The 19,847-nt window shown below is 54.5% G+C and carries 17 protein-coding genes and 1 tRNA gene; 7 read left to right on the plus strand and 11 right to left on the minus strand.

Translation table 11 applies throughout. The features are described 5' to 3' along the window. Window positions 1-33: 33 nt before the first annotated feature. Window positions 34-1,758 (minus strand): alpha/beta hydrolase, encoded by a 1,725-nt coding sequence (locus BUC32_RS06965; protein WP_139280667.1) that lies wholly within the window; start codon window positions 1,756-1,758, stop codon window positions 34-36. 153 nt (window positions 1,759-1,911) lie between these two features. On the opposite strand from BUC32_RS06965, the gene BUC32_RS06970 reads away from it, so the two are divergent. Further along, a complete protein-coding gene (locus BUC32_RS06970; RefSeq protein ID WP_083599268.1) occupies window positions 1,912-3,981 on the plus strand; it encodes a mechanosensitive ion channel family protein in 2,070 nt (689 codons plus the stop codon). A gap of 76 nt (window positions 3,982-4,057) precedes the next feature. Here BUC32_RS06970 and BUC32_RS06975 read toward each other — a convergent pair whose 3' ends face one another. Then, window positions 4,058-5,077: an autotransporter outer membrane beta-barrel domain-containing protein gene (locus tag BUC32_RS06975; protein ID WP_139280668.1), complete on the minus strand. Its 1,020-nt coding sequence runs from the start codon at window positions 5,075-5,077 to the stop codon at window positions 4,058-4,060. 53 nt (window positions 5,078-5,130) lie between these two features. Between BUC32_RS06975 and BUC32_RS06980 the strand changes: the two genes are divergently transcribed. After that, the gene (locus BUC32_RS06980; RefSeq protein ID WP_175556910.1) at window positions 5,131-5,343 is read left to right on the plus strand and encodes a hypothetical protein; all 213 of its coding nucleotides are present in this window, start codon (window positions 5,131-5,133) and stop codon (window positions 5,341-5,343) included. A gap of 236 nt (window positions 5,344-5,579) precedes the next feature. Here BUC32_RS06980 and BUC32_RS06985 read toward each other — a convergent pair whose 3' ends face one another. The 8 genes from BUC32_RS06985 to BUC32_RS07025 all read right to left on the minus strand — a co-directional run bounded on the left by BUC32_RS06985 (window position 5,580) and on the right by BUC32_RS07025 (window position 15,069). Further along, a complete protein-coding gene (locus tag BUC32_RS06985; RefSeq protein ID WP_073251038.1) occupies window positions 5,580-8,471 on the minus strand; it encodes a DUF1036 domain-containing protein in 2,892 nt (963 codons plus the stop codon). Between the two features lie 22 nt (window positions 8,472-8,493). Beyond that, window positions 8,494-9,534 carry a hypothetical protein gene (locus BUC32_RS06990; protein ID WP_073251040.1) on the minus strand — a complete coding sequence of 347 codons (1,041 nt, stop codon included), beginning with the start codon at window positions 9,532-9,534 and terminating at the stop codon, window positions 8,494-8,496. A gap of 20 nt (window positions 9,535-9,554) precedes the next feature. After that, window positions 9,555-10,193 (minus strand): hypothetical protein, encoded by a 639-nt coding sequence (locus tag BUC32_RS06995; protein ID WP_073251042.1) that lies wholly within the window; start codon window positions 10,191-10,193, stop codon window positions 9,555-9,557. A 403-nt stretch (window positions 10,194-10,596) separates the two neighbouring features. Further along, window positions 10,597-10,682, minus strand: a tRNA-Leu gene (locus BUC32_RS07005). A 61-nt stretch (window positions 10,683-10,743) separates the two neighbouring features. Then, window positions 10,744-12,096, minus strand: a complete 1,353-nt coding sequence (locus tag BUC32_RS07010) for a TRAP transporter large permease (RefSeq protein ID WP_073251046.1) — start codon at window positions 12,094-12,096, stop codon at window positions 10,744-10,746. Further along, window positions 12,093-12,677, minus strand: coding sequence for a TRAP transporter small permease (locus tag BUC32_RS07015; protein WP_083599269.1), 585 nt, complete (start codon window positions 12,675-12,677; stop codon window positions 12,093-12,095). Before BUC32_RS07015 ends, BUC32_RS07010 begins: the two co-directional genes overlap by 4 nt. 12 nt (window positions 12,678-12,689) lie before the next feature. Beyond that, window positions 12,690-13,943: a flavin-dependent oxidoreductase gene (locus tag BUC32_RS07020; RefSeq protein WP_073251048.1), complete on the minus strand. Its 1,254-nt coding sequence runs from the start codon at window positions 13,941-13,943 to the stop codon at window positions 12,690-12,692. 91 nt (window positions 13,944-14,034) lie between these two features. Next, a complete protein-coding gene (locus BUC32_RS07025; RefSeq protein ID WP_073251050.1) occupies window positions 14,035-15,069 on the minus strand; it encodes a TRAP transporter substrate-binding protein in 1,035 nt (344 codons plus the stop codon). Window positions 15,070-15,228: 159 nt separating this feature from the next. Between BUC32_RS07025 and BUC32_RS07030 the strand changes: the two genes are divergently transcribed. Continuing rightward, a complete protein-coding gene (locus BUC32_RS07030) occupies window positions 15,229-15,807 on the plus strand; it encodes a YqaA family protein (protein ID WP_073251052.1) in 579 nt (192 codons plus the stop codon). Continuing rightward, entirely contained in the window at window positions 15,804-16,283 is a 480-nt protein-coding gene (locus tag BUC32_RS07035; protein WP_073251054.1) for a disulfide bond formation protein B, read from the plus strand. Before BUC32_RS07030 ends, BUC32_RS07035 begins: the two co-directional genes overlap by 4 nt. Here the strand turns inward: BUC32_RS07035 and BUC32_RS07040 are convergent. After that, window positions 16,280-16,705 carry an Lrp/AsnC family transcriptional regulator gene (locus tag BUC32_RS07040; RefSeq protein WP_073251245.1) on the minus strand — a complete coding sequence of 142 codons (426 nt, stop codon included), beginning with the start codon at window positions 16,703-16,705 and terminating at the stop codon, window positions 16,280-16,282. The two genes, BUC32_RS07035 and BUC32_RS07040, sit on opposite strands and share 4 nt — an antisense overlap. Before the next feature lie 118 nt (window positions 16,706-16,823). Here BUC32_RS07040 and rocF point away from each other — a divergent pair, with 118 nt between their 5' ends. Genes rocF through BUC32_RS07055 form a run of 3 tightly spaced genes read left to right on the plus strand, consistent with a single transcriptional unit; the run spans window position 16,824 to window position 19,722 of the window. Beyond that, window positions 16,824-17,747: an arginase gene (rocF, locus tag BUC32_RS07045; RefSeq protein WP_073251247.1), complete on the plus strand. Its 924-nt coding sequence runs from the start codon at window positions 16,824-16,826 to the stop codon at window positions 17,745-17,747. Beyond that, complete coding sequence (gene ctlX, locus BUC32_RS07050) at window positions 17,747-18,679, plus strand: citrulline utilization hydrolase CtlX (protein ID WP_073251056.1); 933 nt, start codon at window positions 17,747-17,749, stop codon at window positions 18,677-18,679. Before rocF ends, ctlX begins: the two co-directional genes overlap by 1 nt. Further along, window positions 18,676-19,722, plus strand: coding sequence for an ornithine cyclodeaminase (locus BUC32_RS07055; RefSeq protein WP_073251058.1), 1,047 nt, complete (start codon window positions 18,676-18,678; stop codon window positions 19,720-19,722). The genes ctlX and BUC32_RS07055 overlap by 4 nt, the downstream gene beginning before the upstream one ends. Window positions 19,723-19,847: the final 125 nt, after the last annotated feature.

The following is a 19,847-nucleotide window of genomic DNA, read 5'->3' on the forward strand; positions in this document are numbered from 1 at the left end:
GCCATCAGGCGGGGCCACAATGCATTCTCACTGTTAGAAACGTTCTTCGATGACGTTCATGACACCCAGCCAAAACTCGCGTCGGCTGCTGCCATCAATGTCCATGCGGCGTCGCGCTTCGTCCAGTGCTGTGGCCCCAAACAGACGCACCAAATCGCCTGCGGCGCGCACCTCCTGCACCGCACACCCTCCGGGTTTCACATCCCAAACGCCGCCCTCATCGCTGCCTTCGCGCATGGCAACGCCGCAGCGTTCCGGCGGACGCCAGCCAAGCCGCACAAGTCCCAGAATATCGCCCAGCATTTCCGGCGCGTCGCCGAAATAGGAATGCCCCAGGGAATCCGCTTCGATCAGAGATGCATCCACCGTGTCCAGCCCTTCGATGCGCAACAGGTCGCCATTGGCATCCCCTGCCCGTCGCCCTCCGTTGACCTTGTTAGATACCTGCAAAGCCAGATCGTTCTTGGACGCATAAAGCGTCACCCCATCCGAGTGGTTTTTCAACGCATCAAATCGCGCGACGAGTTCGGCGCGGTCCACATCCGGCGCGGCCAGAACCAGTTGCCCCAGACGGCGGTCAGGATGTTTCAGGAAAAAAGTCTCCAGCGCCTCAACCGCATATCGATTGCCCATGGAATGCGCGATGACGTGCAGTTTGCCTTCGCCGCGGGTGGCGATTTCAAAAAAGTCTTCCATCGCCGGGCGCGTGGCCAAAACACCGTTTGAATCGCTGAGATACCCATACACAGTGGCCTTAGACGGCCAGCTATAATACATCGCCTGCCCGGGAAATTCGAGATCAAAGAACAATTGCGCCGCCCGCAATGCGCCATCATGGAAGGTAACATTATAGCCGTGGATGAACAGCAATCGGTCCTCTGCGGCACAGCATCCTTCGGCAAAAGTATCAAAAGCCAGCGTTTTCAGACTTTCCAAAACCACGTGTTTGGACGGATCAAGATGTTCGGTGAAAAACCAACCCGAAGGCCGCTCAATCATACCCGCGGTGTGATCCGGGGGAATAGTCACCGTCAGCTTCCCAAGTGTCAAAGTGCCACGATCACTGCCAAACATCTGCGCAGGATCCGTAGATCCGGTCGGAACCCGATTGGTGCCAAACCACACCTGAACGGCCGTCGGGCTGCCAACCGCGCGGGTTGAGGTATTTCCAAATGGTGTTGCCTTGGGCGCGTTGGCGTCACTGACCCGTTTGCGCATTTTTTTCAGAGCGGGCAGCAATTCCGGCCACAGCTCTTCCACTTCAGGCTCCAAAACCGCCAGCCGGTCCAACAGAGCGAGGTTTTCCGCTCCCAGCCGGGCTTCTGCCGCATTGTAGGCCTCAAGAGAAGTCTGCAACGCCTCGCGACGTTTACCCAGTGCAGCATAGGCCTGTGCCGCCAAATCAAGGGCCTGAGATGCCCGCGGGTCGGCCTGATCGTATACAGCGGTGCTTTTCCCAAGCGTGTTCAAAATAGGTGTCAAAAATTCAAGTGCGCGGGCCGGTGCATTGGCATCCAGTGCAGATTGAGCAAAATAAAGCCTCAGATCCGTGTCCTGTGTGCGGGCCAATATGTCGTCCGCGATGGCCAATGCTGTTTCGGGATCCCCCGCCTTGCTTTCTTCGTAAACTGCAAACAGCTCTAACGCAGCCACATCCGGCAGGCTTTGGGCGCCCACTCCTGTGCCAAACCCCAAACAGGCTATTCCTAATGCGACCTTTGAAAAGACGATCTGGTGGGGTTTTGATAAAAACGTCACAAGGCACTCCTGTTGATTTTTCGGGCGTTAGTCCGCTGCTGTGCGTGCGGGAAAGCTAGCACAGCGTAGGGGGCGGTCAAACTCTTTCCCTTGTTTGCTCAAGTGGTTGTGGTTTAGCGTTCATCTGACCTCAGCCTTCACAAAGGATCCACAATGCTCAGATCGGCCATGGCAGCCAGCCTATTATTCGTTTTGTTCGCTGCAAATCCGGTTTTAGCTGAGGATGTTGCTGAATACGTCTCGGCAGACGCGTTCTTTGGCAACACGATTGCCATTTTTGACCTGCTGATGGCGTCCTCGGCCACGGCGGCCCAGAACCTCACGTCCTTAATGGTCTCCGCGCCTGATTTTATGACCGAAGTGTCGAATTTCTTTGACCGCCTGTCCCAAACAGGTTTCTCAGCGGGCTCAATGATCTTGTTGGCGGTGTTCTGGCTGGGCCTCGGCGCGATGGCCGAACAGGCCTACCGGTTGGTTCTTCGTAAAATCCGCTCTGATCCTGACCCCGAGCATCCCGTTATCTTTGGGCAGCGGTTGGGCTGGTTCGGCGGAAACCTGATCGGGCTTTGTATCTTTGCGCTTGTGGGGGGATGGCCTTTGCTGATGGCCACCCAGACGGAACTTGTCTCGCAAACGGTTGTGGTGACATACCTAAGCGCAATTCTGGCCGTACGCGGGTTTGCCATCACGCTCAGAATGCTTATTTCGCCGTTCCGCCCCGAGATGCGCATCGCGCATCTGAACAATGAAGACGCGCGGCAACTCTATTTTCACGCCTTGTTCATCGCGAGCTTTGCCGTTGTTTCTTTTGTGACCGCGTCGTTGTTTCATTCGGGTGGCATGGCGCAGGCGGCGGTTCTGTTGTTTGTCCTGATGACCAGAAGCCTTGTCGCCTGTCTGGTCGTGCTGGCCTTTTTTGCCAATCAAAAGGGCGTCGCCCGCCTGATCCAAACGCGCCCGGATGGAACCTATCGTACGGGCGGCTGGCCGTCTTTTGCGCGAATCTGGCATCTTTTGGCAACGATCTATGTCGGGATGTCGTGGTTTGTCGCCTGTGTTCTACTGCTTTTGGGACGCACAGAAGCCAACGAACTGGCAGTGCTAAGCTTTCTGGCGCTGATGGGGTTGTTGGCCATATCTTTGTTGCTGGATGATTGGGCGTCGCGGGTTGATATGCGCAATCGCGACCCGGATCAGCCCAATCTTCCAAGCTTTGCTCAGTTTTTTGCCCGCCTCGGACGCGCAGCGGCAATGATCGCCACCATCATTCTTTTGATCCGGATCTGGAGTGCCCCTTGGGGCGGGGCCAACATCACGTCTCGTGTGTCCCAAGGTGTCGTTCCCGCCCTTACCCAGATGGTGATCACCTTTTTCATGGCTTATGTGTTGTGGCAATTGGTGCTGATTGGGTCCGAGCGCGTGATGAGCCGCGCCACACCAGCTGATGGCGCAGGCAATACCGCGCGCCAGACCCGCATCACCACCCTTTTGCCCTTGGTGCGCAACTTTATGCTGGTGGCGATTGCGATCATTGCTGTGATGATTGGCCTGTCTGCTATTGGCGTCGATGTATTGCCGCTGTTTGCAGGAGCTGGCGTGATTGGACTTGCAATCGGCCTCGGCAGCCAAACTTTGGTCAAAGATGTGGTTTCGGGTATTTTCTTTCTGTTGGATGACGCCTTTCGTGTTGGCGATTATGTTGATGCAGGTGTCGCCATGGGCACGATCGAACGCGCTGGGATCCGGTCTTTGCAAATCCGCCATCACCTTGGCGCGCTGCACACGGTACCTTTTGGTGAGATCAAAACCATTGCCAATCATTCGCGCGATTGGGTGATTTTCAAAATGGATTTTCGCCTGCCCTTTGAAACGGACACCAACGCTTTGCGCAAAAAGTTCAAAGCCTTGGGCCAAAAATTGCTGCTGGACGAAACCTTTGGAGGATTGTTTGTTGAGCCATTGAAATCCTCCGGAGTGGTGATGATGGACGACAGCGCAATGGTTGTGCGGGCGTCTTTCAAATCACGCCCGGGTGAGCAATTTCAGCTGCGCCGCGTGGTCTATGAAGCTGTGCGAAACATGTTTCGCGAAGAAGGTATCGACGTGGCGGTACGCGAAGTGCGGGTACGCTCGACCAGTAGTGATGCATTGAGCGGAGCCGGTGCGCAAATTGCTTCAGAGGCAGCCTTGAAACAATCCAAGGACACCAAGGACATGCCCTAGACCGCATCTGGTCGCAGTCAGCAATCAGTCTATTGATTGAAATTGGATTGTTCGAGAACACACAGGCAGACAAGACCTAAAAACGCTGAACCCCGGATAGAACGAAACGCTCGCCACTTGGGCTCTTGTTGTATTCCATCTGCACGCCCATGCCGTTTTCAAATCCGATATTCAACCCAATGACGCCCGAAAACTTGTCCACATTTGTGGAACGCGCGCGGTAGCGAACATTCAGATCATCATTGTCGGGAAAGGCATTTGCCAAAGCTGTGACACCTTCAATGTATTGGTCATAATTCAAATACGAAACGCCAATGTAAGGCGCGAAAACCGTTTTTCCATTGACGATCCAGTGTCGCCCAAACCGTAACGACGCATTTTGTGACCGCACAACCGTGTCCGAACTGGACCCCAAGGTATCGGTCAACGACGCCGTGCCCGTCAAAAAGAAATTGTCCCATCCATACACTGCGGTTGCACCAATCGTGAGTGTTCTGGCGTCAATACCTGCCGTAAAATTGGCCGTGGCCGTGCCGCAAGGATCAATCGGCGTACAAACGGGCGGCGGGAACATACTATCCAGATCGACAACCACATCCAGATTGGCTGAGCCATCGACCTTTCCGAAAGACCCAAAAACATTGAGGTTTGGCAGTATCCAGGCGTCCAATTTGACCTGTGCAGAATCCGTTTTACTGATCACATTTTCGAGCGTCACAAAGGGGATTGGAACCAGCGGCGTTCCTGGCGGAGGTGGTGCCCCTTTGGACAGCGCTACAGACAAATCCGTAATGTTTTGAAGCTGTTGATTGCTGACCAGAATGCCGCTGATTCCGTAAGGTAATGGCAACGAGAACCCACGGTCCACCGCCTGTTGGGCAAAGAACGGCAGCTTGCGGTCATAAACAATCGGCTCGTCCGACAGTGCCGCACTTTCAGGGCGTCGCAGCTGTAGATGGTCTGGAAATTTCAGAAGAATACCAAGCTGGGGCAAAATACCATCAGGGGTCCCGTCGTCGAGGATCGTTTCATCCGGTGAGGTTATTAAATCCTCTTCGCCAGACGCGCTTTGCGCAAGCCCTGCGGCCATAAACATTGCCAGCGCTGCTCCAACAAAAGTGAAACGGCCCTGTGAAGGACTTTTTCGAAATGGCGAATCGACGAACATATATGCTGGCATTTTTGATTAGTGCGATTGGGGACAAATTAGCGCGTTTCCGGCCAGAGCAACCAGACAGAAATCAAATTCCAGAAGGAATGTGCCCGCAAGGACGCATCGCGGTTGGCAAAAGACTGGAAAATAAAGTACCGGCATCCAAGGTTGAACCCGGCTTATCGCTTCAAGGCATTGTTATTAAATAGATATTGAGGCTCTCAGAATCACAGAAACATCACTTCAGCTACAAACCCCAAAAAACACTGGTATCCACAATTTCCCTGATCTGGGCACTTTTTCCCCACGGCCACTCTGCGCATCAGGTCAGCCCACGTCAGCCCAAAAGCTATTCCTGACGTGGGCCTGTTCATCCGCCCTCTGTCTTTTCCCTTACCCAAGGTTAAACTCGCTTGGTGAAGGGCTTGGCAAATATCGTCAGGACCTATTCGGCCTCTGTCAGTGTAAACACAAATGATGTTCCCGTCGGACCAGTATCAATCTGAGCGAAACCTTCCCTCTTGTACCCGCGCTCCACACAGTCTGTATCCCCGACAATGATGTATTCATCTCGAGAGGTGCAAAACATATAATCGCCTTCTGTGACCGGCCCGCCGTCGACTTCGGCGCGATAAAAGTAGTAGCGCTTTTTCAAGTCTCCCGACACGACAGTGACACACTTGTCCTGCTTCAGGTCCCACCAGCCTTCCGAGGTCCAGTTGTCATTAACATCGTGATAGCCAATTGAAATTGTTTGCACGTACGGCGTCGCATTGCACAAGCGCAAACCAGCGGCCTCTGCAGTACTGTCCTGTTTGCGGTCTGGCATGGCTTCAGCCGTTGGTTCCGGACTTATCGGCACATTTGGCGTACTTGGAACAGCGCAATTTTCATCGATGTAGGCAGTCGCAAAACCTGCATAGAGATGTGATCCACAGCTATTCGCAAAGGCGCGATAGGCAAAGCACGCGTTAATTTCTTTGGCCTCTGCATAAAGCGCGTCACAGACATCAGTTGAGCGTTCCCCGCTCCCGGCGGGTGTCGTCGGCTGGTTAACCGCTTCAGTCGTCGCTAACTCCGAGACATCTTGGGCTGCGATCCAATCAATCTTAGCCATCGACATACGGGTGTCACCGTTCAAGTACTCGGCTCGCACATCAAATCTGGTTACGTTGACAAGGAGCTCTTGTACAGATGAGGCACCCGATACCCGCCAGCGTGGGTCATCAAATCTGACAATTTGGGTTGTCCATTCCGTGCCGACAGGATGGTCAAACTCAATGCTCGCAGACATCGTGCCGCTCTGAAGGAAGATATCGCCACGACCACCGTCAATGTAAGGGCTATAATAGGTGCCATTGCCGGACTTTACTCGGAGCACCAGCCGCAAGCTCTCGGTTCCGCGCCAATCACCCAAGACGTGATTGGGGGCTAGAAAATAACCGTTCTTTCCATCTCCCAAAGCACTGGCCTCAAGCTCGCCATCGTCGCTTGGACTGCCCGATCCAGGATTGGAAAGGGTTACATGTTCGCCCCTCCATTTCCCGAGACCGGAATTGCCAAACCTCACGTCTGCGTGCCCGTTTCGCGCACTTGCCCCCGGTGAAGCTGTATCTTCTTCGGGGGCCGGCAAAGGTGATGATGTCGAGGTTGGTTGGGGCGCCTGCCAATTGGGGTCCAGAGCAGGTTGCAAACGCAGGTTTTTGATCAGAGTTTCGTTCAAAGCGTTCAATTCATCCAAAGATAATTCGTTGCTTTCGACCGTAAAAATAAAGCGCTTCTCGTCCGAACGCGCCCGTTCTGAAACGTTCAAAACAGATTTCAAGTCACCAATCTTTGACATGATCTGTGTCACGCTCTCATGATCGATCATTACGTTTTTCACAGTCACATCATCGTCATAGCCGGTCAGAGGCTCGTCCGGGAACCACCAGAACGCCAGAATGGTGGTGCGGCCGTCGGGGCTTTGGAACATCTTGTCCGCAGGGGTATCGTAGGTGGTTTCCCAGCCCTCTGGCAGCACGAATGTCACGCCTTCCACATCAATCGCCGTTCCCATAACAAGTGGCATGGAAGCCTCGGCCTGACTGGGTGCGGTTGCCGGGACTTGAGTGTCAGAATCAAGAGGGGTGGACTGAACCGACACAGGCGTTTTGCTGGGTTCGGCGGGACAATCTGTGATCCCGTCGGGCAAGTTCAGTTCAACTGATGCTAAAACCGCAGCGAGGTCTTCTCCACCCAGAAAATCTGGCGCTCCTGCCAGCATCACCGCGACGGGCTCGCCATTGGACAAGCATTGGGTCAGGCGATAATATGTGTATTCACCCATAACAATCGCTGCCCCGGCATAGAACTCAGGCGTACTGCCTTGCCATGTCTGACGGGTTGCCGGATAGCCAAATATTTGCGCAGTCTCCGGGGCGCTGGCGTGCTCAGTGACCACACTGTCCAGTCCGCCTTCGTCTGTTATCCAGTGTCCGGTCGCCACTTCTCCATAGCCGGAATAATATTGCGATCGAAATGAAACCTGCTGGTCATCTCTCGCATGGTGGACCGACCAGCCTTTGGGCAGATCAAATGAGACCATTCCACCAAGCCCTTCATCACGCGGTTTGACGTAAGTCTCGGGCATCACCAAAGTGCCAAGGATGCTCTCAAGAATTTCAGCCGAGTGCTCATAGGGTTGATTCATCGCGGCCAAAGCAATGGTCGTATAATCATCGTCTTCATTGGTCTCAGAAGAGCTGTAAGCCGTCGCGCGAATGGCTACGTCCCCTTGTTTGAGAGCCGTTTCAGCGCGCAGATAGATTTCACCGTTCGGCATCCTCACGTCTGACTGTGAGAGCAGTTCCCCCTCGTCGTCATCCATCGGGCGGTGTCGGTCAAACATGACCGTAATTGTCGCCCCGGTGCGTGTGGCCATATCACCCGCAAACAGTACCAAGCTATCTTTTTTGTCTACCACGACCTTCCAATCAGGTGGCGCCTTAAAGTGAAACCCCTTGATTTCATGGCTGACCCAATTGGACGGCGCATCGAACGTCGCAAATCCCGGAGCCATATCAGAGGGGGCTTCGGATTGCTCAGTGGGTTCATTCATTAACGGGGCCGTTGCCTCTGTTGGGGTGGTTGCGGGTGCTGCATCGGCGGCGTCTTCGAAATAAGGTTGGGGTGGCGGCAGCTCATCTGTTTCGGGCACCAGTTCGTCCAGCGTTGTTCCGTCGGCTGTGACGCCGAATGCATCGAACTCATCGTCTGATTGCGCAAATCCAGAAAGGGCGAGCATTGACGTTGACAGAGCCGCGATCAGAGTGATGCGGGGCACAAAAAATTTCATCTAAAACCTCATAAAATATAGGTTACTGAGGACTACGAAGAAGGGCAGCTGGATCGCTGCCAGTCTGGATGTTGTGTATGGATTTTTTGACCACGTCGATCATGGCGCGACCCGTTGGGGTATCCATCGCAAAATACTGCTTTTTGCCGCCGCCATGAGACGCAAAAATTCCAACCAGCTCCATCTTTGCCGATGATTCACAAAGACGTTCGACCACCTTGTTTTTACCAAAGGCTTTGCGTTGGAAACGCTCTAAAAAGCACTCGCCACGAGTCAGGCTTTGGCCGCTAAACATGTCGAACTTACAGTTTCTCATGGCCATAATGTCATCCACATAAAGCGCGCCAAACAGCATGCCTTCCTTGATGATCCGCCCTGGCGAAGCGGGAGACCATGTGTCGTCGCCCAGATTGTAATGCCCCAGAAGCATCGTCATGTTGTGCGACTGAGCCAAATCTATCGTGCTGGGTGGTTTGGCGTCTCTTAGCTGCTGCTCATCGCTGAATGAATTGTCGGCTTTGATCCGTCGCACGGAACACGTTTGGCCGCCTTCCTCGATCTCATATCGGGCAATGATCGGTGTCTTTGGCACGCCAAACACCGTGGTCATCTTGCCATCAGCAAAAACCAGACCGTGCTCTTCGCTACCCTCAGAGGTTTCAAGCCGAACCATTGTGGGGAACCCTGCTTTCAACAACGCGTAGTACGTAATCTCAGCCTGGAACGTGCCTTCAGGGCGCAAGACGCCAGCCCATTCTCCACCATTGAGCAGATCCATAACCACGCGTGCACCGCCAGGTACGTCATAAGCCGTAACCTCAAGTAGAAAGGTCCTGTTTAACCTCGGTTTTAACTGATCATTGGCATTAGCGACCTGCTGCTTGAGATGGTCACTCCATGCGCGGTCGCTGACCTCTGGCAGGACATGATTGACCATAAGCTTCTCAAGCATGCCTTTATGCTCAGCCTCAATCAGGCGCTGAATAGTTTCCGTGTCACCAAAATAGCTACCATTGCATTCACTGTAAAAAGCGATGTTGCGCTCATCAAATGCGCGGTGCACGTATTTGTTTATTGCCCCGTCTAAATAGGTATTGAACCACTCAGTGTCGGTTTTTTCGCTTCTTCATACAGCTCCAACGCTTTGATTTTCCAGTCGCTGACAGACATCCCCTGATCGCGGTAGAATGCGTCGTAACGGCAGGTCCAAACGTTGACACCAATATCTGTCAAACCAGCCTGCCATTCGCGCAGCGTGACATCGACAACAAATGTGGCGATCCCGGCGATCTGCAATGCCGAAGATCGCCAACGCCCGATGGAATAATTCATGAACGCTTTGAGAGACCCAAAAACCGCGCTTTCTGTGTCGCCATTTGTGGCATCACGCGCGACTTGGGCAAGCGCAAACACAAAGCCGATACTGTTGAGGGCTGTGTTCACTCCCGAAAAGGATTTTACCAAAAGTGCGTGTTCAGCAATCGTTCCGATGGCAGCAAATGAGCCTTGGGTATCACCAAAAGCCAAAATACCAAGTTCCAATTGCGCCTTGCGAACAGCGGCCCTGTTACGGGATTCTATTGCGTCACTTAGCGCCGCGATACTGGCATCGGGGAACCTGAATTCGTCAGCACCTTTGGAAACCTTAAACCCGGTGACTTTTTCACCAGGCCCGCCACCTTCAGTGACTGGCTCGATCAAGCCTCCAACAATGTCTTTCACGCTTGGATTCGACGTTTGAGCCTGACCAGAAGTAACGAGTCCAATCACCGCCGTTGCAGCAAGGATATTAGAGGTCCAAGAGCGAAATAGATGCGTCGCTGATTGGGATTCTCTTTGAAAGGTCATAAAAGGCCACCCTCCAAATACTCCGCAATTGTACTTTGATAGGAGGTTTCAATGCGTTGCGTTGCATCAACCGGGTGTCCTGGATGGCATTGTTTCTCTCGCCCAATGCCTCTCGGAAATCTTTAGGGAATCTCCTTTGGAATCGGAGGCCATCGTTAGGACGTAGATTGGGGTGTTGAAACTTCATCGGAAAAGCCATGTGTGCCTCGTGACACAGGCCCAATCGCAACGTATTCCATTGTTTTTATGAGGTTTTAACGTCTTAGCGTTGCAGTGCTGGTACCCAAGGCCGGACTCGAACCGGCACGCCTGTTACAGCGGGGGATTTTGAATCCCCTGCGTCTACCATTCCGCCACTTGGGCACTGCCTGACCGATTTACCCAAGCTTGGCGCCAGCGTCCACCCTGAAATCGACAGTTTTTGCTAAAACATGACTCCAACCAGCCAAAGCGTGATTGCCGGGAAAGATACAAGGATCACAACCCGCACCAAATCGGACAAAACAAACGGGGCAACCCCGGCATAGGTGCGTGAAATTGGGATATCTTGTGCGACGCCATTGATGATGAACAGGTTCATCCCTACAGGCGGCGTAATCAGCCCCACTTCCACCACGATCAACGCAAGGATACCAAACCAGATGGCCGTGTCTTCAACGTTCATGCCGAAATCAAGTACTTCGATCACCGGCAGGAAGATTGGGATGGTCAGCAGGATCATCGACAGCGAATCCATCACGCACCCAAAGATCAGATAGGCGATCAGCATCACGATCAGCACTGTGATGGGGGTAAACTGGGCTGTCAAAACCCAATCGGCCAACATGTCAGGTGCACGTGTTAAGGCGAGAAAACCTTTGAACATTTCGGCGCCCAGTAGGATGAAAAAGATCATTGCCGTGGCTTTGCCGGTCTCATAGATCGCCTGCACAAACCCATCGAGGCTTAACCGTCCCACAAGGATGCCGTACAGCGCAGTGGCCGTGGCGCCAAAGGCCGCAGCCTCGTTTGGAGTAAACAACGCTTGTGGTCCCGGCTTGACCCAGTTCCAGTCGCCGACAATGCCGCCCATGGTCATGCCAAAAATCACAATCACCGGCCAGGTGGCAGCAAAGGTTTTGAACCGTTCCTTCATCGGAATGCGTTCAGCGGTCGTGGCGCTATCGGGTCTGACGCGCACATAGATGGCAACCGTCAGAATATACCCCAAAGCGGCCAGAATACCCGGCACCATCGCGGCCATGAACATCTTGACGATGTTTTGTTCGGCCATAATCGCATAAATCACCAGGATCACCGAAGGCGGGATCAGGATACCCAATGTGCCACCTGCCGCCAGAACGCCAGTCGACAGGCTGTCGGAATAGCCACGTTTGCGCATCTCGGGCAAGGCGACCTGCCCCATAGTTGATGCCGTCGCCAACGAAGACCCACAGATTGCGCCAAACCCGGCACAGGCCCCCACCGAAGCCATGGCAATACCGCCCTTGCGGTGCCCCAGCCAGTCGCTGGCCGCCCGGAACAACGCCGAAGACATACCAGTACGGGTCGCGAATTGCCCCATCAGCAAAAACAGCGGCACAATCGACAGCCCCTGATTTGAGAATGTCTCGTAGGTCATAGACTTCAACTGCGCCATCGGCGCATTTGGCGTGCCCAGCACGTACCATGTGCCAAAGAATCCCGTCATCGCCATCGCCAGCGCTATCGGAACCCGCAGGAAAATCCCCCCCAACATGAGGGCAAATCCGGTCAAAGCCAGTGTTAAACCCGTCATACCGCGCCCTCTTGTCCGTCAATCGCCCAATTCAGGCTCCGCCAGACGGTGTACAAAGCCGCAACCACAAACATCGCAGCCCCGATCAGGGCCAGGCCGTATGGGATCCAGACCGGGATTTCCAATTCATAGGTGGTTTCGGGAAAAAACGGTTTATAACCCATGCCCAGTGCGTCGCGCATCGCGTCACTGCCATAGGGGTATTTTTCACCAAATCCATGCCAGAGCTGTTTGAAAATGACGATCGCAGCAATGGCGATTAACAGATCGCCAAGAAAGCCAATAATGGCCTGCGCGCGTTGGGAAAACTGAGTGGTCAGAATGTCCACGGTCACATGTCCGCGTTTTAGCTGGCAAAAGGGTAGGAAAGAAAACACCGCAAGCGCGCAGCCATTGGCGACCAGTTCATAGTCTCCACGCACCGGCCCCAACCCAAAGCCCGTGAACATCCGCCCAATGATAGACACCACGGTCATCACGGCCATCGCGGTCAGCAATATGCCGCCTCCGATCGCCATCCCCCGCGACGCGGTCTCAATGATACGACCCACACGCCGTTCTGCGTTTATGGCAATTGCCATGCTTGACCCCAATCACAGTGCAATAAGCGGTTCCCGTGCGTTTAACGTTGCGATGTCCATTCCCGCAACCTTCTTATAGCCATCCGCAAAGCTTTGACGCTCGGCCAGCGGCATGACAGTCTCGATGTCGTCAAACCCGTCTGGCGCGCGTTCTGAGACGATATCAAGAATTTTGTCCGGCCCATCGCCGCGATTGGTCAGCACAACGGCATTCACCGCCTCGCGGCGGATATCATCATATGATTGCAAGGCCTCTGGCCCCACACCTTTGTCGCGCAATTCCCGCGCCAGAATGCGGGCATCTATGATGCCTTGCGAGGCACCATTTGATCCAATCGGATACATCGCGTGCGCCGCATCCCCCAACAGGGTCATCGGACCAAAACTCCATTGTGGCAATGGGTTACGATCCACCATTGGAAACTCATAGACGGCCTCGGCCTGCTGGATAACCTCTGGAACATCCAGCCAGTCAAAGCGCCAATCTGAAAACTCGGGCAGAAAATCATCAAGATTTCCAGCGCGGTTCCAGTCTTGCTGGCGCCATTTGTAATCCTCGGACATGGTTAAATCAGCAATCCAGTTGAGCACGCTACCGCCCTCTGCAGTGTCGGCAATCGGATAGACCACAAACTTACGGTGTTTTTCACCGGCCATGGCCATCGACCGCCCGGTCAGAAATTTTGGTCCTTTGGTCACCCCGCGCCACATCATCGTGCCGCCCCAGCAGGCCGGTCCCTCATTGGGGTATTGTCCGGCCCGCAGGATCGAGTTAATCCCATCTGCGGCGACCAGAACAGCACCAGAGGCGACACCCTTTTCACCAATCGAAGTTCTATTTTCCAGCTTTATTTCAACACCTTGTGTGGCACTCTTCCAGTCCGTAACGGCCGTGCCCATTTCCACCACATCCAAACCACAACGGTCCTGAAGAGCGCGCAACAACGCCATCTGCAAACCACCCCGATGGATGGAATACTGAGGCCAGTGATAGCCCGCCTTAATCCCGCGCGGTTCAGACCAGATCAGCCCGCCCTGACGCGAAAAATAGGCAACCTTTTCTGTGCGCAGCGCCACCTTGTCCAGCTCGCTCTCAAGACCCAACTCAAACAGCTCGCGTGTGGCATGGGCCTGAAGGTTGATACCAACACCCAGGGGTTTGATTTCCTGCACGGCTTCAAAGATTCGAAACGGCACACCCACCTGATGCAGTGACAAGGCCAGTGTCAGCCCGCCAATCCCGGCGCCAGCAATCAATACGGTCATTTGAGGCCTTCCTTCAGCACGTCACACGGCCTCCTCTTAAAAATGGGCGCGAGAACCTCATGACCCTCGCGCCCGCTTTATCTTCGAACCTTCAGTCCGAGTATTTCGCAACCAAGGCACGGGCATCGTCCACCATCGCCTGACCATCAAGCCCCTTCGACGTGACTTCTTCGATCCATGCATTGGTCAGCTCTTCGCCAATGACCTTAAGCTCAGCCACCATGGCGTCATCCATCGTGTAGACTTCATTGCCTGTCTCAATGGTAATCTTTTCACCGATGTCGTCGCCCTTATCCATGGCGGCCCCAGCCCAGCCCGAGGTTTCAAGACCCGAGTTGGCATCAATCACAGCCTTCAGATCATCTGGCAGGCCGGCATAGGTATCCTTGTTCATACCCCAGATAAAATAGGTGTTATAAAGCGCACGATCGCCACCGACCTGCGAATGACTGTCAGCCAGTTCCTGAACTTTCAGCGGCGGGACAATCTCCCATGGGATCACGCCGCCGTCGACCACACCTTTGGACAAGGCTTCGGGAAAGGCCGGAACCGGCATACCAATTGGCGTTGCACCGAGCTTTTCCAAAAGTTTGTTGGCCTGACGCGAAGGTCCACGCAGTTTCAAACCGTCGAAGTCCGCCAGTGTTTTTACAGCCGGGCCCTTTTTGTGAACCACGCCGGGGCCGTGCACGTGCACCGCCATCAAATGGATGTCACCAAAACGTTCGCCCATGTATTTCGCGGTATAGTCCCACGCCGCTTTTGAACTGGCTTCACCGCTCATCGACGTCATAAAGGGCAATTCAAACGCTTCCGCTTCGGGGAAACGACCCGGTGTATAGGCTGGAATGGCCCAGCCACAGTCAATCACGCCATCGCGGATCTGGTCATACAGCGCAGGCGGTTTGCCACCCAGCTGCATGGCAGGATAGATTTCAACCTTGATCCGCCCACCGCTGTCTTTCTCAATCTTTTCCGCCCAAGGGGTGATGAAAAACGCAGGCACAGACCCTTTGGGTGAAATGAAGTGCTGACAACGTAGAGTGACGTCTTGTGCAAAGGCAGCACCCGTTGTCACAATGATCGCCACAGCACCTGCAAGGGCTCCCTTAAGGGTAAGTTTCATTGCGTATCCTCCCCGTTCGCAAAATGTCTGCCGCTTTCTTTGATGAGCGCCGCTGGACGCCATGCAAACATAGGCACCTGTCGCAAGTCACGCATTATTTGCTTGATTATTTGCAGAAATTATACTTCCAAGAGCAAAACCAATACCAAGTGAGCAGGCATGCTGAGCAAACTCTACAAATGGACAATGAGCCTTGCAGATCACCCCAAGGCTCTGTGGGCGCTTGCGGCTGTCAGCTTTCTGGAAAGCTCGGTCTTTCCCATCCCGCCCGATGTTTTGATGATTCCCATGATCCTTGCGCGCCCGTCACGCGCGTTTCTGATTGCCACTGTGGCTTTGGTGGCTTCGGTTTTGGGAGGCCTTTTGGGGTATGGCATTGGTGCACTGGCCTTTGAACAAATTGGCCAGCCCATTCTGCAAAGCCTTGGCAAAGGCGATGCGGTGGCCGAGTTCAACACCCGGTTCAATGATTTTGGGTTCTGGGCGGTGCTGGGTGCAGGCATCACGCCGTTTCCCTTCAAAGTCATCACCATCATGTCTGGCTGGTCCGGCATGCCAATGGCTGTGTTCGTGTCGACCGCCATTATTGCCCGCGCCATCCGCTTCTTTCTGGTGGCGGCACTGTTGTGGAAGTTCGGCGCGCCCATTCGGGACTTTATCGAACGTCGTCTGGGGCTTGTGACCACCGTGTTTTTCGTGCTCTTGATTGGGGGCTTTGTGCTTGTGAGGTATCTATGACCCTGTCCCGTCGCTTCATCACCTTATGTTTGACCGGGTTTTCCGTGGCCTCGATCCTTGGGGCCTGGGGATTCCAGTACATCGGTGGCATGGCCCCTTGTGCCATGTGTTACTGGCAACGCTGGCCACATTGGGCGGCTATTGGGCTCGGCATTCTGGCTTTGGCGCTTGGAGCGCGACTTTGGTATTACTTTGCGGCGCTGGCCGCTCTGACGACATCGATGATTGGGTTTTATCACTCGGGCGTTGAACGCAAGTGGTGGCTTGGCCCCAGTTCCTGCACCGGGCGCGGGCTCAGCAGTGATAGCGGCAATCTGCTCAGCATGGACGGGCCCAGTCTGGCAATGTGCGACGAAATCCCGTGGCAAATGCTGGGTGTCACCATGGCCAACCTGAACGCCATCGGCTCTTTGGTGATTGCTGGCTTGTGGATTTGGGCCGCACACCTTCCCAAAGAAGGTCGCAAGTTTTTCTAACTTGCCTTGCGCGTCGCCAATAGCAGGTTGGTTTCGCTTGCGCTGATACCTTCAAAGCGCCGGATGCGCCCCAAGACCTCATCAAGGTCTTCCAGAGTCTCTGTTCCCAATTCCACAATCAAATCCCAACGCCCATTGGTCGAGTGAATGGCGCGCACGGACGTCAGCCCATTGAGCAGACGAATAACCCTTTCCGCCCCGCGCCCTTCAATACCAATCATCATCAGACCGCGCACCGCATCCCTGTGGGCATCCTCTTTCAGAACAACCGTGAACCCGACAATATCACCACGATCGCGCAGGCGTTCAATACGCCCCCGCACAGTGGTGCGCGACACCCCCAAAAGGATCGCCAGATCAGACAGCGACGCTCTTGCATCGTGTCGCAAAGCAGAAACAAGTTTTCGGTCCAGATCATCCATTTCGACGCTTTCAGCCTTCAATTTGTACAAACACCTCCCGTTTTGAGCAAATTGAGGGGTATAAATCAACACATTTCGAAATCATTTTCGTTTTAAACAAAACGCGACGGATATGACCATGACCCAAAAAACCTGTATTTTGATCGGCGCACCTGTGGATTCCGGCAAACGCCGCCGTGGTTGCCTGATGGGCCCGGATGCCTATCGCACCGCTGGCTTGGCCGAAACCCTCACGTCGCTTGGCTATGCGGTCACCGACAAGGGCAATCTAACCCCTGCCCCACACGAAAATGACCACCCCGAGCATCCGGTGCACGCGTTGAATGAGACCATCGGCTGGACCGAAACGCTAAGTGCGGCCTCGCAAGATGCCATGACACAAGGCCTGCCCATCTTTCTCGGTGGCGATCACAGCCTGTCGGCGGGCACCGTCATGGGTGCTGCAAACCATGCCGCGTCCCAAGGCCGCCCCCAGTTTGTTTTGTGGCTGGACGCCCACAGCGATTTCCACACCATGGAAAGCAGCGATTCCGGCAATCTGCATGGCACACCGGTTGCTTATTTCACCGGCCATGGCACGTTTGAAGGCTTTCCAGAGGTCAAGAACCCGGTGCCTCAGGACAACGTCTGCATTATCGGCCTGAGATCGGTTGATGATGCCGAACGCGCGGCGCTGCAGGCCAGCCAAATTCACCGCCACGACATGCGCGAGATTGACGAACACGGCATTGCCCGCCCGCTTTCGGCGTTTCTGGAACGAGTTGCGGCGGCCAATGGCATGCTGCATGTCAGTCTGGATGTGGATTTCCTGGACCCCGATGTCGCCCCTGCGGTCGGGACCACGGTTCCGGGTGGTGCCACCGTTCGCGAGGCCCATCTGGTCATGGAAATGTTGCATGACAGCGGCTTGATGACCTCACTTGATCTGGTCGAGCTGAACCCATTTCTTGATACCCGCGGACGCACGGCCAAATTGATGGTTGATCTGGCGGCCTCTGCCCTTGGGCGCCGTATCTTTGATCGCGTGACACGGAGCTATTGATGCAGGTTTTGCAGGCTCCGGATGCGGTTGTCATGATCCGTCCGCACCATTTCTGTTCCAACCCGGAAACCCGCGACGACAACGCGTTTCAAACCCTGTCCAATCACAGCGCCACGGCCACCTCCGAGGCCGCAATGGCCGAATTTGACGGTGCTGTGACCCTATTGCGCAAGGCTGGCGTGCGCGTCCATGTGTTCGACGACACCAGCACCCAGACTCCGGATTCTGTGTTTCCAAACAACTGGTTCTCGACCCATACGGGCGGGCATGTTGCGATTTACCCCATGTTTGCCGCCAACCGCCGGCTGGAGCGTCGCACGGACGTGATTGAAATGCTGAAACGCGACTACCGGGTGCAGGATGTGATCGACTATTCCGGTCTTGAACAGGATGGCCTGGCGCTGGAAGGCACCGGCGCGATGGTGCTCGACCATATTGGGCGCATTGCCTATACGGTACAGTCCAATCGTGCAGACCCTGTGCTTCTCGAACGGTTCTGCACGCATTTCAACTTTGAACCCATCGCTTTTGCCGCACGTGATGCCCAAGGGCGCGACGTCTATCACACCAATGTGTTGATGGGCATTGGCACGGAATATGCGCTTGTGTGCCTTGATATGATCGTCGACGCCGAACGCCGCCGTACGGTGGCCACACGTCTTGAACAATCCGGGCGTCAGGTGATCCACCTCACACATGCCCAGATTGCCGAGTTTGCGGGCAACGCGATGGAACTGACCGGAGACCGCCGCATTCTTGCATTGTCTTTACGCGCACTGCGCAGCCTCACCACGCAACAAATTAGAATCATTGAAAAATCTGCCGAGCCTCTCCCGCTCGACATTCCCACAATCGAAACTGCTGGCGGCTCGGTCCGCTGCATGCTCGCGGGCATTCACCTGACCCGCCGCACAGAAAGGACTGACCAATGAGTACCCCTTCCGATAAAGCCCTCGTTCCCTTTGTCAGCGTCGACAACATGATGCGCCTTGTGCATCACATTGGTGTTGAGGACGTGCTCCGGGATCTCGCCGCCTATATCGAGGCCGATTTTCACCGTTGGGAGCTGTTTGACAAAACCCCGCGCGTTGCATCCCATTCTGACGTCGGCGTGATCGAACTGATGCCCACCTCGGATGGTGAGGCTTATGGGTTCAAATACGTCAATGGCCACCCAAAAAACACGTCCGAAGGCCTGCAAACCGTCACCGCGTTTGGCCTTTTGGCAGATGTCTACACGGGCTATCCGGTGCTTTTGACTGAGATGACTATTCTGACGGCTTTGCGCACGGCGGCGACATCAGCGATGGTCGCTAAGCATCTGGCACCTAAAGGTTCTACCACGATGGCAATGATCGGAAACGGTGCTCAATCCGAGTTTCAGTCATTGGCCATGAAAGCTATCTGCGGTGTTGATACCATCCGTCTTTATGACAAGGACCGCGCCGCGACTGAAAAATGTGCTGCCAATCTTGCAGGAACGGGTCTGAAGACGGTGATCTGCACCTCGCCCGAACAGGCAATTGAAGGCGCACACATTCTGACCACCTGCACGGCGGACAAGCAAAACGCCACGATCCTGTCAGACAACATGGTTGGTGCCGGTGTGCACATCAATGCGATCGGCGGCGACTGTCCCGGAAAGACAGAGCTGGCCAGTGGCATTCTTGAACGGTCAGACGTGTTTGTAGAGTTTCCCCCGCAAACCCGCGTGGAAGGTGAAATTCAGCAGATGTCAGAGGACTTCAAAATCACTGAATTTTGGAAAGTGCTTACCGGCCAAACTCCGGGCCGCACCAGCGAACGTCAAATCACCCTGTTTGACAGTGTTGGCTTCGCCATCGAAGATTTTAGCGCCCTGCGTTACGTCCGCGACAAAGTCAAAGACACGCCGTACCACTATGATTTGGACTTGCTCGCAGACCCGGACGATCCCCGTGATCTGTTCGGCATGTTAACCCGCGCAAAGACCTAACCATTCCGCGGGACAGTCTCGCGGAGTGTTATTGAACTGGATGGAGCCAGATTTTGGTCAGTTTCCGTTTTGTACAAAACGGAGATTTGACCTGAAACTTTTGTACAAAACGGTCAAAACGCCGA

The sequence above is a fragment of the Shimia gijangensis genome (assembly GCF_900142085.1).
In the GTDB taxonomy this organism is placed as follows: domain Bacteria; phylum Pseudomonadota; class Alphaproteobacteria; order Rhodobacterales; family Rhodobacteraceae; genus Shimia; species Shimia gijangensis.